Below are 16,333 nucleotides of genomic sequence, written 5' to 3'. Positions count from 1 at the left end.
CTCCTTACTATTTGTGACGCACCTCACTTAAGTTGTTATTTTTTCATTTTGTGCGTATGTCGTTTCCTGTGATTCAATAGTTACATGTTTCAAAACCCAATGTAACGGCCTATTCGTACCGTTTTTGCAAATCACTTATGAGCAAAAGGAAACAATGAGCGCACCCATTTCTCTCAAGCACTTAGAGTTTTTTGTCCGGATTGTGGACTGCGGAGGTTTATCTGAAGCCGCGGTGCAACTTAACGTGTCACCGTCCGCGGTCAGTAAAAGTCTGGCGGCAATGGAAGATACGCTGGGGACAACATTAATTAAGCGCACGACCCGCAGTATTACGCTGACCGACGCCGGGCAATATTTGTTTAACCGGGCCAATAAATTACTGAAAGAATTTGATGAAACGCTTAATACTACCTCTGGTTATTATCATAATCCGCAAGGTGAATTACGCATTACCTGTTCGATTGCCTTCGGCTATTCCCGACTGGTCAATCTGGTGGACAAATATCGCACCCAATACCCGGATGTGAACCTGTATATCGATCTCAACGATAACTTCGTCAATCTGAACGACACGGATTTCGATATCGCCCTGCGCATCTCCACCGCCCCGCCGCAAAACTATGCCACGCGTAAACTGGTGCCGATCCGCTGGGCGTACTGCGCCTCCCCCGGTTACCTCGCGAAGAAAGGGATGCCGCTGCGTCGTACCGATCTGGTCGATCACGATTGTCTGGTTTATCCTGGCCTGACCCCAGTTCTGAAGGTTGCCGACGAGCAGGATCGCCTGCATCAGCTAAAACTGCATATGCCGATCCAGGCCAACAGCAGCCTGGTCCTGCTGAAGTCGGTGCTGGAAGATCAGGGCGTGGCCTATCTGCCGACCTATCTGATTGGCGATCATATCCAGAAAGAGGAGATCACCCCGCTGATGCTCGACGGCACGATCGCCTGCGAAACGCACACCCTTTACGCGCTCTATTTCCCCAGCAAATACAGCAATCCGAAGGTGCGTTCGTTTATTGATTTTTTGGTCGCGGAGTTAGGGACACTGCCAGCGTGGGACAACTGGATCCCCGGCTGATCCCCGGTTGTTTTTGCACGATCCCTCCGTCTGGCTCTATCCTTAAGCGTATGAATAAAATTGCTGAACTCAAACGCGCCAAACTGCTGGCGCTTTCGTTACTGCTGATCGCGGCCACTACGTTCGTCATCACCCTCTTCCTGCCGCCTGGTTTTTGGGTCAGCGGGATCAAAGCCATTGCCGAGGCGGCGATGGTCGGTGCCCTGGCGGACTGGTTCGCGGTGGTGGCGCTGTTTCGCCGCGTCCCTCTCCCGTTCATTTCGCGGCACACGGCGATTATTCCCCGTAATAAGGACCGCATCGGCGAGAATCTGGGGCAGTTTGTGCAGGAGAAATTCCTCGACACCCAGTCCCTGGTTGCGCTGATCCGCCGCCATGAACCCGCGCTGCTGATTGGCAACTGGTTCAGCCAGCCGGAAAACGCCCAGCGGGTCGGACAGCATCTGTTGCAGATCATGAGCGGCTTTCTGGAACTGACCGACGATGCCCGTATCCAGCGCCTGCTAAAACGGGCGGTGCATAAGGCGATTGATAAGGTCGATCTCTCCGGCACCAGCGCCCTGATGCTGGAAAGCATGACCAAAAACGATCGCCATCAGGTTCTGCTCGATACGCTGATCGCCCAGTTGATATCCCTCCTCCAACGCGACAGTTCGAGGACCTTTATCGCCCGGCAAATCGTCCACTGGCTGGAGACCGAGCATCCGCTGAAGGCTAAAATTCTGCCTACCGAATGGCTGGGCGAGCACAGCGCGGAGCTGGTATCGGAAGCGGTGAACTCGCTGCTCGACGACATCAGCCACGATCGCGCGCATCAAATCCGCCACGCCTTCGATCGCGCCACGTTCAGGCTTATCGACAAACTGAAAAACGATCCGGAGATGGCGAACCGGGCAGAAAGCATCAAAGATTACCTGAAAGAAGATGAAGCCTTTAACCGCTACCTCGGCGAGCTGTGGGCGGATTTACGTCAGTGGCTGAAGCAGGATATCAACGCCGACGATTCCAGGGTGAAGCAGCGAATCGCCCATGCCGGACAGTGGTTTGGCGAAACGCTGATCGCCGACGATGCGCTGCGCGCTTCGCTCAACGGCCATCTGGAGCAGGCCGCCCATCGGGTGGCGCCGGAGTTTGCCGCCTTCCTGACCCGCCACATCAGCGATACGGTGAAAAGCTGGGATGCCCGCGATATGTCGCGGCAGATTGAACTTAACATTGGGAAAGATTTACAGTTTATCCGCGTCAACGGCACGCTGGTGGGCGGGACGATCGGGCTGGTCTTATACCTGTTATCGCAACTTCCCTCACTGCTGCCCGCACTGTCCACTTTTTAAGGAGAAAAAATGGCTGACATTACCCTTTCCCCGGCGCAGCGCGACGGTCTGCGCGATGCGCTCAGAGACTACTGCCGCGATCATTTCGAACTGGAGCTGGAACAGTTCGACGCTGAGTTTTTTATTGATTTCATTAGCGAAAAACTAGGGCCTGTGTACTACAACGCGGGCATTGAGGAGGCGATTCGCACGCATCTGGCCTGGAGTGAGCGCATCCAGGAAGAGATGGATCTGAAGAAGATTTTATAATGCCTTACCTGGCGGGAGATCAATAAACCCATAACATTGACATGGTTATAATGCGAGCACTTTTAACATCTCCCGTGTCACGGGGAAGGAAAATCCATGTCGCTTATCACCGATCTGCCCGCCATTTTCGACCAGTTCTCTGAAGCCCGCCAGAAAGGCTTTCTCACCGTGATGGATCTCAAAGAGCAGGGTATCCCGCTGGTGGGAACCTATTGCACCTTCATGCCGCAGGAGATCCCGATGGCGGCGGGTGCGGTGGTGGTCTCGCTGTGCTCAACGTCGGATGAAACCATCGAAGAAGCCGAAAAAGATCTACCGCGCAACCTCTGCCCGCTGATCAAAAGCAGCTACGGTTTCGGCAAAACCGACAAATGCCCCTATTTTTACTTTTCCGACCTGGTAGTAGGTGAAACCACCTGCGATGGCAAAAAGAAAATGTACGAATATATGGCGGAGTTCAAAGCCGTTCACGTCATGCAGTTGCCAAACAGCAGCCAGGATGCCGCCTCACGCGCGCTGTGGAAAGCAGAAATTCTGCGTCTGCAACAGGCTGTGGAAGCACGCTTTGGGACGCCGGTTACCGAAGCGGCACTGCGTGACGCCATTGTCCTCAAAAACCGTGAGCGTCGTGCGCTGGCGAATTTCTATCGTCTCGGGCAGCTTAATCCCCCTGCATTGAGCGGCAGCGATATCCTGAAAGTGGTGTACGGCGCGACCTTCCGCTTTGATAAAGAAGCCCTTATCGACGAACTGAACAGCATGGCTGAACGCGTGCGTCAGGCATGGCAGGATGGTAAACGACTGGACGCCCGTCCGCGTATTCTGATCACCGGCTGTCCGATCGGCGGCGCGGCAGAAAAAGTGGTGCGCGCCATTGAGGAAAACGGCGGTTGGGTGGTGGGATACGAAAACTGTACCGGCGCGAAGGCGACCGAGCAGTGCGTCGCGGAAACCGGTGACGTATACGAGGCGCTCACCGACAAATATCTCGCCATCGGCTGTTCGTGCATCTCTCCAAACGATCAGCGCCTGACGCTGCTCAGCCAGATGGTGGAAGAGTACCATGCAGACGGCGTGGTGGACGTGATTTTGCAGGCCTGTCATACCTATGCCGTTGAATCACTGGCGATTAAGCGCCATGTTCGCCAGCAACACAACATTCCTTATATCGCCATTGAAACCGACTACTCCACCTCGGATGTCGGCCAGCTCAGCACCCGCGTCGCGGCCTTTATTGAAATGCTGTGAGGAGCGGGCGTGACGTATTCGATAGGAATTGATTCCGGCTCGACGGCGACCAAAGGCATTTTACTCACCGGCGGTGTGATTGAGCGCCGTTTCCTGTGCCCGACGCCATTCCGCCCTGCCGATGCCATCCGCGAGGCCTGGGAGGTTCTCGCGGAAGGTCTGGAAACGCGCCCCTACCTGACCTTAACCGGCTATGGCCGCCAGCTGGTTGATTTTGCCGACAAGCAGGTGACTGAAATCTCCTGTCACGGACTGGGTGCGCGACTGCTCGCACCTGCCACCCGCACGGTCATTGACATCGGTGGACAGGATAGCAAGGTGATCCAACTGGATGACGACGGTAACCTCACCGACTTTCTGATGAATGACAAATGCGCGGCGGGCACCGGGCGTTTTCTGGAAGTCATTTCACGCACCCTGGGTGCCAGCGTGGAGCAACTCGATACCATTACCGCTGGCGTTGCGCCGCACGCCATCAGCAGTATGTGCACTGTTTTTGCCGAATCCGAAGTGATTAGCCTGCGCTCTGCGGGTATCGCCCCGGAAGCGATCCTCGCGGGGGTGATCAATGCCATGGCGCGGCGCAGCGCCAACTTCATTGGTCGACTCTCTTCAGAAGGGCCACTGCTGTTTACCGGCGGCGTCAGCCACTGCGCAGCGTTTGCCAGGATGCTGGAAGCCCATGTCGGTATCCCGGTAAACACCCACCCGGACGCGCAGTTTGCCGGCGCCATCGGCGCGGCGCTGATCGGCCAGCGGCAGAGAACGCGCGGATGACGGAATACCTGTTTTTATTTCATTCGACGGTGGGCGTGATCCAGACCCGCAAAGCGTTGCAGGCCGCAGGCGTGACCTTTCGGGTCGCCGACATTCCCCGCCAGTTGCGCGGGGGCTGCGGACTGTGCGTCTACCTGCATTGCCAGCCCGGAGAACAAGATCGGTGGGTGATCCCCGGTCACACCGAATCGATCTACCGCCTTGAGCAGGGCGACTGGCAATGTGTGGCAACCTTCGACGCGCCAGCACGTTGCCCCGCGAAACCATGATAAATATCACTATGCAATTATCACCCGTTTAAGGATTCATTAAGATTAATCTTTATACTTTCTCCCTGAATGTCTTTGTTTTTATTTAAGGAAGAATAATGAGATTGTCCGCCCGATATCTGAATTCACCTCTGCGAATCATGCTTCTTCTTACTTTACTCATTGCGGGGGCGAGTTATGTCATATCGGGTAACGCCATGCCCGACAATGACAATAACTCCCTTGCCGATTATCGCGCGACGATAGACGGTAAACAGATCGCGGGCGTGAAAAAAAATGTCTCCTCACTCACCTGGTCCGATAAAACGAATACATTGTTCAGCACAATCAATAAACCCGCCGCGATTATTGAATTAACCCGCCAGGGTCAACTGCTGCGTACCATCCCACTCGATTTTATTCGCGATCTGGAGACGATCGAGTTCATTGGTAACGACACGTTTGTCATCAGCGATGAAAGTGACTATTCCATCTACGTGATTACCCTCAATGCGCAGTCACAGGTCAACATCATCAAAAAGTTAACGCTTAATCTGTATGAAACCCCGACCAACGACGGTTTTGAGGGCCTCGCCTGGTCACGTGAAAAAGAGACATTCTGGTTTTTTAAAGAAAAGAGACCGATTGGGATCTATAAAGTGACGGGGCTGCTCAATAATGACAATCTGACCATCAGTAAAGACCATGCGCTGCAACAACAGCTAGGTGTGCAGGATATTTCAGGCGCGGAGTTTAATCCGCAGCGGAACAGCCTGCTGATCCTATCTCACGAATCACGAGTGCTCAAAGAGGTCAGAACCGACGGCAACGTTCTCGGCGTCATGCCGCTAACCGAAGGTCACCACGGGTTGGCGCACACCATACAGCAGGCTGAAGGGATCGCGATGGATAACCAGGGGACGCTGTTTATCGTGGCAGAGCCCAACCTGTTTTACCGCTTCACGTCTGAGAGCGCACAATAATACCGCCATCGCCTTACCCATTTGTTATAAATTTGTTACTCTCGCATTTCGCTCACGACAAATAACAATGGGTACGGCATGAGCCAGCAACCGCACATCGCAGACCGGTATTCACTGCGCACCGCCCTTTTCGGGATGATGGTCCTCGCGCTGGGCATGGGAATTGGCCGTTTTCTCTATACCCCAATGCTGCCCGTACTGCTGGCTGAGGGGCGCTTCACGTTTTCCGAACTGTCGTGGATAGCCAGCATCAATTATGCGGGATACCTGGTCGGCAGCCTGTTGTTCTCGTTCGGGCTTTTTCATCTGCCGGGACGTTTACGCCCTATGCTGTTGAGTTCAGCGGTGGCGACCGGCGCACTGATCCTCGCGATGGCGCTATTCTCCAATCCCATGGTGGTGATGCTGGTGCGCTTTTTGGCGGGAGTCGCCAGCGCCGGGATGCTGATCTTTGGCTCCACGCTGGTGCTGCAACATACCCGCAATCCTTTTGTCATTGCCTCGCTGTTTTCTGGCGTCGGCGTCGGGATTGCGCTGGGTAACGAGTACGTGATTGCCGGTCTGCACTTTGCGCTCTCCTCCCACGCGCTGTGGATCGGGGCGGCGGCCTTCTCTGCCGTCCTGGCGATATTGCTGATGCTGCTGCTTCCGTCCCACGCCCACGCGCTGCCTGCCGCCACCCAGGCAAAAAGTGACTCGCAACCGATGCGCTGGTGGCTACTGGCGCTGCTCTACGGACTGGCAGGATTCGGTTACATCATCGTTGCCACCTATTTACCGCTAATGGCGAAAGGGGCGGGTTCTCCACTGCTGACGGTTCATCTGTGGACGTTGGTCGGTGTCTCAATTGTGCCGGGCTGCTTCGCCTGGCTGTGGGCCGCGAAACGCTGGGGAGTGCTGCAATGCCTGACGGCAAACCTGGTGATTCAGGGGGCCTGTGTGATCCTGACGCTGGCCAGCGGCTCTCCGCTGTTACTGGTACTGAGCAGCGTGGGGTTCGGCGCAACGTTTATGGGCACCACCTCGCTGGTCATGACCCTCGCGCGACAGCTTATTGTGCCGGGAAACCTCAACCTGCTCGGGTTTGTGACGCTGACCTACGGTATCGGCCAGATTCTGGGTCCGCTGTTAACCACGCTGTTAGGCAGTGGCACGCAGGCGATTACCGATGCCACGCTGTGCGGCGCGCTGGCGTTATTTATCGCCGCGACGATCAGCGCCCTGCAATTCTATAAACAAAAGCGTTTGTTGTCGTGCCGCATCAAAGACATGCGCTGACCATAATGCGGGGGACCTGGTGGATCCACTCCAGTAATTCGTAAAGCAGCGAAGCCGTGACGATTTTACTGGTCGTCGCGGTTGACCAGGGAAAGAGCGTTACGCTGAGTTCCCACGTCATGAGCGAGACGGTTGTTACGACCAGGGTCAGTCCTAATGCGGTGACGGTAATACACGCCATGGCGCGCCAGAGAGGTAAAAACATCATCCTGTAAAACCCGCCCGCACTTATTCACGACCGCCTTCATTGGCGGTGCGATGCAGCATGAGCGCTTCGGCAATAATGTCCTGTTTGCTTTTACGCGTTTCTAACGCCAACGCCCGAACGTAGTCCCATAGCGTCGTCTCAACACGGGCGCTTAACAGCACCATATCTTTAGAACGGGTTCCCCTGGCTTTACGGGTATCGGGATAATCGCGGGAAGGCATCGTCGGCTCCTGAAGGCTATGTCATCTTAACTGGGGAGGAATATGCAGTTGGTCGAATAACAAGTCAACGTACAAAATTTCAGCAGCCGGGTGATAGAAATGTTAAGAAAACGCCTTAAAATGGAACGCTGTTTCAAGTGAAAGATAGCCCGTAGCAGGCTAATGATGTCAGGGTTTATTTACATGTTCTGATTAATTCAGTGCATTTCAGCCCCTGCGCTTCCGGCAAAACATTCACCACGATTATTGAAAATTCCTATGCGCCAATAAGTTACTTCCAGGATAAATGTTTACTTTGAAGGCAATAACTGGCTTTTTTAGAGAGAGTTACGACGATCTCTTTCAATAATTTTCGCTAACGTCACTTCTTTTCTTTGTTATCGGACGTCTTACCACCGCCACCATAAACGCAATAAAGGTAAACAAGTCGTAAATAAGGACATTTTTTAACGACGCAAATTAAGTGCGCATCAATTGACATGGATCAATTTTAAAAGCTGAATTTTGCCAGCTTTTGGTAAGAATCTGATGAAGCGCACAAATACCGACTGCTTTTGTACACTAAATTTTACGCCACCAGACATGCCTGTCATCCGCGGGTGATATTGACTTTACTTTTCATCGAAACACTTCCAGCACGACGGAACCAAAGTTATTCCAGTACATCCCCGACATATCATTTGCAAACACCACTAACTCACCGCTGCGGGGCGCAATCCAGCCGTTATTGAGCCGGGTGCCGTCGCCAATCACAAACATGGTATCGGTTGCTTTATCAATAGTACCAATCAGGGTAAACCAGGTCGCAGATTCGTGGCGGCAACGCAGCCAGAGTCGGGCAAAATTCAAATAGCCGACGGTGTAACCGTTCGCGTCACAATAATGCCCCATATCGCACCACTTTCCGGTGACATGAAAGAAATACCTGACGCCCTGCTCAACAAACAGATCCGTTTCAACCCATTTATCGCGTGAGCGAATTTGAGTTCGCTTCACCCGTCGTGAAGCCAGTGGCGGAACGCACATTCGATCAACCATACATCATCACCTTTGCGCAAACACAGTTATGCAGGCCGCCAAAGGCCGCCCGGATAAAACGATGACGAACAGGAGGGGTAACACTAATTTTTATGAACTCTGCGGCCGCGCTCCATAACAGGAAAGTTGTAGTCAGCCCGTGCCGTTTCATACCTTTCATTGACCTGACGCGATAGCGCCTACAGATGCGCAGTTCAACGTGCGGGTAAGCCACGCGCTTACCCGCACATCACCACACGGGTTACCGGTAGTTGACCTTCATATTTTTCGACAACGGTTCAATGACCGTGGAGACCAGAATAAAGCACAGCACACAGAATCCGGTCATCGCCATGAATACCGCATCCCAGTTGTAAGCATCCAGAATAATACCCACAATCAGCGGCATACACATACCACCCAGTTGCCCGCCCATGTTGATTACGCTGTAAGCGATCGGATAAATGTCTTTATTCGCCCGCCCCATCGCGTAGACCGAGTAAGCCGAATAGCCCAGCGACAGCATCAGCCCCAGCAGGAACAGCATCAGCGACAGAACGATTTTGCTTTCTGGCGCATAAACCAGTGAGTACATGGTGAAGATCGTCGCCCCGGCGCTGAGCAACATCAGCGGTTTACGACGCTTGTTCAGCACCCGGTCAGAGAGCACGCCGCCAATAAAGTTGCCCATGACCGTCCCGAGAAACGGTGCGGCTGCCAGTGCGGCAGAACTCGTCAGATCGAATCCGCGTTCGGTGATCAGATACTTGGGCAGCCATGACATCAGCACGCTGACAATCCCCACCATCGAGAAGTATCCCAGCGCGACGCCATAAATATCCCAGCAGCGGAAGACCTGTTTTGAACAGGACAGTTCTTCAACCTGCTTTGTGCGAATTAGCTTGTCGAGCCAGCAGTAATTGAACTCAGGAACGGCCGGAGCGGCGGCTTCCTGAGTCGTCGCCGGAAGCTGTTCTTCGCGGATGTAAGCGACCTCTTGCTCATTCACGAAGCGACTCTCTTCCGGCTTATTGCGAACCATCAGATACCAGAAGATCGCCAACAGCAAGCCCGGAATGGCAAAGAAGACAAAGATATAGCGCCATCCCCAGACGGTGATGATCCAGGCGCACAGCGGCGGGACGATCAGTGGACCAAACTTGGATCCTGCCAGAAACAGCCCGGTTGCCGTCCCTTTTTCCTTCGGGGGAAACCACTGGTTGATAGTCACCGTCGAGCCAATAACCACCGGTGACTCACAGACGCCCACCATAAAACGCAGGATCTTCAGCAGGAAAATGTTATTCACCATCCCCATCAACCCCGTAAACACGGAGGTTAATAACATCCCCATTGCAAATGCATTACGCATGCCGAACTTCTTAATCAAGTACCCGGCAGGAATTTGAAAAAACGCATAGCCGGCAAAGAACAGGCTGATTAACAGTCCTGCCATGGTATTTGAGATTTGAAATTCTTCCTGAATAAACGGAATAGCAAAGCCGATATTTGCGCGGTCGGCGTTAGCTACGGTGTAGGTTACAAAGATAAAACTCATGACCCACCATCTATAATGGGTCATCTTCGGCTTCCCGATATTATTATTCATCATGTCTGTTTCCGTATCAGAGGTCAGATTTTTTCGCTGCAAAAATCAAATTCACTGTAGGTTCTGGCTCGCGAAAGACTGCTCAACAACGTCGGTTCAATCGTGCTGCGGATCAGGTTTGCGATATCCAGCAGGTCAGGCAGTGAGATACCGGTGTCGAACCCCATTCGGTTAAACATATTCACCGCATCCTCGGTGGCGGCATTACCGGCGGCCCCAGGCGCAAACGGGCACCCGCCCAGTCCACCGACGGCGGTCTCAAAGCGCGTAATGCCCGACTGAACGCCAGCAAACATACAGGCCAGCGCCATACCGTGGGTGTTATGCAGATGCAAACCAATGTCCATTTTGGGGAATTTCTGCTGGATCCCGCGCAGTACAGATAATGTCTGAGTCGGATTGGCGACGCCGATGGTGTCGCACAGGGTTACCGCCGAAATCCCGAGATCATCGGCAAACTTGATCATATCCATCAGCGTTTCACGACTGGTCTCGCCAATAAACGGGCAGCCAAATACCGTCGCCAGCGACAGCGTAATAGTCATATCCGGGAACGTGTGGCGAATTTTATAAAGATCCTCCAGCGACTCGGCATGCGTCCGGTTAATGTTGGCCTTGTTATGCGCCGGACTGACCGAAACCACATAGTTAATATTTTTAATGCCGGACTCACTGGCGAGACTGGCCCCCTTCACGTTCGGTACTAACACTGACGGAATAATATGCGGATGCGTGTTCAGAACATGCTGAATAACCTCACGGGCATCGCTCATTTGTGGAATCGCCTTAGGACTAACCATCGAGGTGATTTCCATCGCGCCGATCCCCGACTCGACCAGACGATCGATAATTTTTATTTTTAAATCGGTAGGAATAAACGCTTTGATGTTCTGAAAACCATCTCTTGGCCCGACTTCAGTAATCTGGATAAATGTCGACATGGCAGAACCCCTTACAGAACGCCGGAACGAATAAGCTGCTCAATTTTTTCATCTGAATAGCCCAGACGTTCTTTAAGCACTTCGTAATTATGTTGGCCAAGCGTTGGCGCAGGCATTCTGATGGTCGCCTTGTTGTTCGTGAATTTAACCTGATTGCCGGTCATGGTAATTTTCCCGGCGACGGGGTGTTCAATATCGACAAACATTTCGCGGGCACCAGCAATATGCGGATCCTGCGTCACACGGTCGATGGTATTGATCGGCGCAGAAGGTATACCGGCATCCAGTAGCATCGACACGATGGTGTCGATATCTAAATCGCGGGTCCAGCATTCGATAATGTCTTTCAGCTCGGCGTGATGAGCAACGCGGTCGAGGTTAGATTTAAATTTCTCATCTTCCAGCGCGCTGATTTGCAGAACGTTTTTCAGCAGGCCATATAATTTGTCGTTGCCGCAGGCAATAATGACGTAACCGTCACGCGCCTGGAAAGAGTCATACGGATAAATCGCTTCATAGCGGTTACCAATACGCGTCGGAATACGTCCTGTATTAAGGTAAATAATGTTGATAATTTCCAGCGACGACACCATCGAATCGACCAGCGCAATATCCACTTTTTCGCCGACACCGGTTTTCAGGCGATTGACGTAAGCGGCAAGCACGCCAATGGCGCAACTCATCCCTCCGACCACATCCGCAATAGCTGTCCCGGTGCGCGTAGGCGGCGTATCAGGCCAACCGGTGGTGCTCATCAGTCCACTCATGGCCTGGCCGATGATGTCGTAACCCGCGCGTTTCGAATACGGGCCGGTATGACCAAAGCCGGAAACGGCGCCGTAAATAATCGCCGGATTCGCCTTACGCAAATCCTCATAGCCAAGTCCCAGTTTTTCCATCACACCCGGACGGTAGTTTTCCAGAACCACATCGCTGTCGCGAACTAAATCGAGAAATATCTGCCGACCTTCTTCAGATTTAAGATTCAGCGTCATTCCGCGCTTATTGCGGTTTAAATTCATAAAGTAGGCGCTTTCGCCATTAATTTGCGGCGCGTTGGCCCGTGAATCATCCCCTTTCCCCGGCAATTCGATTTTAATCACATCCGCGCCGAAATCCGCCAGCATCATTCCGCAATAAGGGCCAGCCAGCACCCGGGTTAAATCCAGCACACGAACACCGCTTAATACACCAGACTGTTTGTTCATTCCTTCCCTCACTTTTTTAGTAGATAAAGCACAAGGCCGCTTGCCTTATAGATTGTCTAATCCAATATGTGTGCCAGAATGAATAAATCGGAAGTATTTAATCTAACCAAATGAAACAAATAGATTTATTGCATTTTGCTATTTATCTGAGAGAAAGAAAAATGGCTTTCAATTTTGAAATTCATAACAGTTGTGATATTGGTTTGTGATAGCCACAAATTTACTATGGTGATTTATGTCACATAAAACGTTACCGAATCTGGCCTTAATAACCCCCTATCCGGCACTGGCAGCCGTGGTGACTGAGCAGTGCGCCGGTATTTTTAACTGCCATGTTTTTCACGGAAGCCTGGAAAAAGCCGCGGGGATTGCGCGAAATCTCGACCCTGATTTTTATGACATCATTATCAGCCGTGGCGGTACGGCGGACTATATCGATCGCGTAACCAAAATTCCGGTAGTACGTATTCTCACGTCCGCGCTGGATTTGCTTAAATCGCTCACGCCACTGAAAAAACATCCGCATAAAATCGCCTTTTTTAATTATCAGAACTATTTATCTGACGTAAATCTGGTGGCAACCGCGCTGGACGTGGAGATCGAAGAATTTATCTTCCTGTCGCACGCCGATATGGTCGATAAACTCAAAAAATGCCGTGCACGTAATTTCCAGACGGTGGCGGGAGGATTACCGGTTTCAGACACGGCGGAACACTATGAGATGCACGGGATTCTGATCGAAAATGGTCTGGAATCGGTGAACAGCGCGCTGCGCGAAGCGATGGCAATCGTGGAGACGACCCGCCGCAAGCAACAGGATATGGCGCGACTGGAGATCATTCTCTCCTCAATTACGGAAGGGATCATCGTCACCAACGAAAATAACGAGATCCAGATCTTCAATAAATCCGCCGAGAACATATTTGGCCTGATGGCCTCGCAGGTGATTGGCAAACCGGTGGATACGGTCATTAAAAATACGCGGATTAACCAGGTATTGCTGACAAAATCCCCCGAGATCCGGGAGATTATGGATCTGGACAACACCTCGATCATTACCAGTCGGGTGCCAATATTTCGTGGTACGCAGTGTATTGGGGTGGTGTGTTCGTTTACCGATACGCCGCAAATCCAAAAAGTGGAGCGGATTATTCGCGGCAAGCTGATGAAAAAAGGCTTCACCGCCCGTTACCGTTTTGAGCATATCCTCACGCAAAATAAACACATGGAGTCGGTCATTCATCTGGCAAAAATTTATGCCAATACCCACTCCCCGGTGATGATTTATGGGGAATCCGGCACCGGTAAAGAGCTATTCGCGCAGAGTATTCATAACCAGAGTAAACGCCACCGGGGTCCATTTGTCGCCATTAACTGCGCCGCCATTCCGGAAACCCTGCTGGAAAGCGAACTGTTTGGCTATGAAGGGGGCTCTTTTACCGGCGCGCGGCGCGAAGGAAAAGAAGGTCTGATAGAACTGGCGCACCAGGGAACCTTATTTCTCGATGAAATTGGTGAACTGCCACTGCCTATTCAGAGCCGCCTGTTACGCGTCTTACAGGAATACGAAATTATGCGTGTGGGGGGAAAGGATATTATCCCTGTCGATGTGCGTATTATCGGCGCCACTAACCGATCGCTGGAAAAAATGGCGGAGGAAGGCTCGTTTCGCGGCGATCTCTACTATCGGTTGAACGTCTTACCGCTAATGGTGCCGCCGCTACGGGAAAGAGACGGCGACGTCCGTTTTCTGGCTGAGCACTTCCTCGAAAAATCGGGCTGCGGGCATAAACTGGCGCAGTTCATCGCCCTGTTTTCCACTTACAACTGGCCGGGAAACGTGCGTGAACTGAATTTTATCATTGAACGACTGGTGCTGTTATCCGCCGGATTTCCGGACGCTTCGCTGTTTGAAATATTAAATCTGACCGGTTTTAACGCGCTTAAATCCTGCAACGCGTCACAGACAAATGGGAGGATCGTCGCGGACCTGAGTAAAGGACAACTGAAAGTCATCATTAAAGATCTCGAGCGACAGATTATTGCGTTCTACATGGATCTTTTTGAACAGGATCAAGAGAAAGTCGCCGCCCATCTGGGTATCAGCAAAATGAGTTTATGGCGAAAATATAATCAGATGGACCGCTAAGGGAGGGCAACGACGCAATGCCGGTCGCCTGCTGAGTCCAATATTATTTCAACTCATTCGTTGCTTTAATTCTTCTGGGGTCAATGGCGGATTATGTCGGTGTAACATCGCATGGCAATTCGGGCAAACTGGTATCAGATCGTCAATGGGATCCAGATGATAATCCTCTTTAATCGCCGAAAGCGGTACCAGATGGTGAATATGGATAAACCCCTTGCCGATTTCGCCGTATACCTTTGACATGTCGAGGCCGCACACCTTGCATTGATAGCCATGATATTCAAGCGCTTTCTGCCGAGCATTGCGATCGCGTTCATAACGATTCACCACCACCTGCGTAGCCGCTCCTTCCACATAGTCGATTTGCGATGTTAGCTCATCGGGGAAAAGGGTATCGCTGACAGTTGCAGCCCCCTTTTCTCCCTGCACGATGTGAAATCCTTGCTCAATCAACAAACGCACGCATTTCGATTTGATACCTCCCGAGAAATCCTGCGGCGTGAATGTTTTCCCGGTCATCAACGTTGCCGCGATCCCCACGATCGCTTTTGAAGGATAGCGGCGGCCATCAAACACTACCTCATAGCGTCGAGCCTCTTTGAAAAGATGAGGGAACCCGTCATCGTAGGCTCGAATGGCTTTAATAATGTATTTCCGTGGCAATCGATCGGGTAATTCATTCATTTGATATGATCCATGTAATCCGGGGCTTTGCTTGTCTCATTGGCAAGACTCCGTGACCCCACCAGTGTATCCCTCCTTCACCGCTTGATCAGGCCGTATTTTGCGAGCATCATCGCAATTATTTCTCGAGTAATGAAATCAATGGGTTCCATTCAGATGCTGCAACAGGCAATTGCCGACATGACGATCTGGCGCAAAGGCGAGCAGCGCGCGCCGCATAAGCCATTACTGCTGTTATACGTACTGGCGGGTTATCAGCAAGGTCATGGGCGTCTGTTTGATTATGCTTCGGAAGTTCGCGATAACCTACGTAGCCTATTGGAGCGATTTGGCCCCCAACGCGCCCAGTACCGACCGGACATGCCCTTCTGGCGTTTACAGGGAGACGGTTTCTGGCAACTGCAAAACGCGGAGCGCTGTTCCACATTTGGCAGTAGCCGACAACCTCCCGCTGGTGAACTGGTTGAATTTAACGTTGCTGGCGGCTTTGATAAGCAACATTACGACCAACTGATAAAAAGTAAGAAACTGATTAATTCACTCGCCCGACAAATCCTCGAAGCCCATTTTACCGAAAGTATTCAGGAAGAACTCGCCGATGAACTGGGATTTGAACTCCAGTTGCTTCGTAAACAGCGCGATCCCCTGTTCCGCCAGCAGGTACTGCGAGCCTACAACTATGAATGCGCCATTTGCGGCTACAACATGCGGCACGACAATACCTCTGTCGCGCTGGAAGCTGCCCATATCAAATGGAAGCAGTACGGTGGTCCTTGCGAAATTCCGAATGGTCTGGCCCTCTGCGCAATCCATCATAAAGCTTTTGATAAGGGATCCATTGGATTAGATGAGAGTATGCGAGTACAGGTTTCAGAAGCGGTTAACGGTAGCGGGATCGTCGGCAGGCTGTTTTGGGATTTTCAGGGGAAGATCATTTCTCTACCACAGGTAAAAGCATACTACCCGCAGGACGAATTCGTGGATTGGCATAGGAGAGAGGTGTTCAGGAGATGATAAAGATCAGGCTTGCTCAGGCAACATTAGAACTTTCAGTAGCCATGACAAAAAATAGGGTATGATACTTTCGTTTAACTAGGG

The 16,333-nt window shown here is 52.0% G+C and carries 17 protein-coding genes; 10 read left to right on the top strand and 7 right to left on the bottom strand.

Annotation, left to right across the window (positions count from 1 at the left end):
* The first annotated feature begins 154 nt into the window (after window positions 1-154).
* From JTI98_RS08115 to JTI98_RS08080, 8 genes are all read left to right on the top strand, one after another.
* Window positions 155-1,081 carry a LysR family transcriptional regulator gene (locus tag JTI98_RS08115; protein ID WP_044264488.1) on the top strand — a complete coding sequence of 309 codons (927 nt, stop codon included), beginning with the start codon at window positions 155-157 and terminating at the stop codon, window positions 1,079-1,081.
* A 50-nt stretch (window positions 1,082-1,131) separates the two neighbouring features.
* Window positions 1,132-2,415, top strand: coding sequence for a DUF445 domain-containing protein (locus tag JTI98_RS08110; protein WP_061069589.1), 1,284 nt, complete (start codon window positions 1,132-1,134; stop codon window positions 2,413-2,415).
* A 9-nt stretch (window positions 2,416-2,424) separates the two neighbouring features.
* The gene (locus JTI98_RS08105) at window positions 2,425-2,664 is read left to right on the top strand and encodes a DUF2164 domain-containing protein (RefSeq protein ID WP_042999297.1); all 240 of its coding nucleotides are present in this window, start codon (window positions 2,425-2,427) and stop codon (window positions 2,662-2,664) included.
* Between the two features lie 96 nt (window positions 2,665-2,760).
* Window positions 2,761-3,912 carry a double-cubane-cluster-containing anaerobic reductase gene (locus JTI98_RS08100; protein WP_042999296.1) on the top strand — a complete coding sequence of 384 codons (1,152 nt, stop codon included), beginning with the start codon at window positions 2,761-2,763 and terminating at the stop codon, window positions 3,910-3,912.
* 9 nt (window positions 3,913-3,921) lie between these two features.
* A complete protein-coding gene (gene yjiL / locus JTI98_RS08095; RefSeq protein ID WP_044326775.1) occupies window positions 3,922-4,689 on the top strand; it encodes a putative 2-hydroxyacyl-CoA dehydratase activator YjiL in 768 nt (255 codons plus the stop codon).
* Window positions 4,686-4,958, top strand: a complete 273-nt coding sequence (locus JTI98_RS08090) for a DUF3343 domain-containing protein (RefSeq protein ID WP_044326776.1) — start codon at window positions 4,686-4,688, stop codon at window positions 4,956-4,958. Before yjiL ends, JTI98_RS08090 begins: the two co-directional genes overlap by 4 nt.
* A 197-nt stretch (window positions 4,959-5,155) precedes the next feature.
* Window positions 5,156-5,920, top strand: a complete 765-nt coding sequence (locus JTI98_RS08085) for an SdiA-regulated domain-containing protein (protein WP_044326777.1) — start codon at window positions 5,156-5,158, stop codon at window positions 5,918-5,920.
* A gap of 78 nt (window positions 5,921-5,998) precedes the next feature.
* Complete coding sequence (locus JTI98_RS08080) at window positions 5,999-7,198, top strand: MFS transporter (RefSeq protein WP_216082111.1); 1,200 nt, start codon at window positions 5,999-6,001, stop codon at window positions 7,196-7,198.
* On the opposite strand, the gene JTI98_RS08075 is transcribed toward JTI98_RS08080, so the two are convergent.
* From JTI98_RS08075 to JTI98_RS08050, 6 genes are all read right to left on the bottom strand, one after another.
* Entirely contained in the window at window positions 7,182-7,406 is a 225-nt protein-coding gene (locus tag JTI98_RS08075; protein WP_042999291.1) for a hypothetical protein, read from the bottom strand. The two genes, JTI98_RS08080 and JTI98_RS08075, sit on opposite strands and share 17 nt — an antisense overlap.
* A gap of 20 nt (window positions 7,407-7,426) precedes the next feature.
* Window positions 7,427-7,627 (bottom strand): hypothetical protein, encoded by a 201-nt coding sequence (locus JTI98_RS08070; protein ID WP_042999290.1) that lies wholly within the window; start codon window positions 7,625-7,627, stop codon window positions 7,427-7,429.
* 618 nt (window positions 7,628-8,245) lie between these two features.
* Complete coding sequence (locus JTI98_RS08065; RefSeq protein ID WP_044326780.1) at window positions 8,246-8,665, bottom strand: hypothetical protein; 420 nt, start codon at window positions 8,663-8,665, stop codon at window positions 8,246-8,248.
* A 241-nt stretch (window positions 8,666-8,906) separates the two neighbouring features.
* A complete protein-coding gene (locus JTI98_RS08060) occupies window positions 8,907-10,226 on the bottom strand; it encodes an MFS transporter (protein WP_225851818.1) in 1,320 nt (439 codons plus the stop codon).
* Between the two features lie 50 nt (window positions 10,227-10,276).
* Window positions 10,277-11,194: a hydroxymethylglutaryl-CoA lyase gene (locus tag JTI98_RS08055; RefSeq protein ID WP_044326781.1), complete on the bottom strand. Its 918-nt coding sequence runs from the start codon at window positions 11,192-11,194 to the stop codon at window positions 10,277-10,279.
* A gap of 11 nt (window positions 11,195-11,205) precedes the next feature.
* A complete protein-coding gene (locus JTI98_RS08050; RefSeq protein ID WP_216082110.1) occupies window positions 11,206-12,402 on the bottom strand; it encodes a CaiB/BaiF CoA-transferase family protein in 1,197 nt (398 codons plus the stop codon).
* 235 nt (window positions 12,403-12,637) lie between these two features.
* On the opposite strand from JTI98_RS08050, the gene JTI98_RS08045 reads away from it, so the two are divergent.
* Window positions 12,638-14,551, top strand: coding sequence for a sigma-54-dependent Fis family transcriptional regulator (locus tag JTI98_RS08045; RefSeq protein ID WP_058587120.1), 1,914 nt, complete (start codon window positions 12,638-12,640; stop codon window positions 14,549-14,551).
* 48 nt (window positions 14,552-14,599) lie between these two features.
* Here JTI98_RS08045 and JTI98_RS08040 read toward each other — a convergent pair whose 3' ends face one another.
* A complete protein-coding gene (locus tag JTI98_RS08040) occupies window positions 14,600-15,235 on the bottom strand; it encodes an HNH endonuclease (protein ID WP_046401429.1) in 636 nt (211 codons plus the stop codon).
* A gap of 141 nt (window positions 15,236-15,376) precedes the next feature.
* Between JTI98_RS08040 and JTI98_RS08035 the strand changes: the two genes are divergently transcribed.
* Entirely contained in the window at window positions 15,377-16,249 is an 873-nt protein-coding gene (locus tag JTI98_RS08035; RefSeq protein ID WP_044329070.1) for a phosphorothioated DNA-binding restriction endonuclease, read from the top strand.
* Window positions 16,250-16,333: the final 84 nt, after the last annotated feature.

The sequence above is a fragment of the Citrobacter sp. MGH 55 genome (genome assembly GCF_016906145.1).
Lineage (GTDB): Bacteria > Pseudomonadota > Gammaproteobacteria > Enterobacterales > Enterobacteriaceae > Citrobacter_A > Citrobacter_A amalonaticus.
Note: the sequence above shows the minus strand (reverse complement) of the source record. Positions and strands in the feature narration are given on the sequence as shown.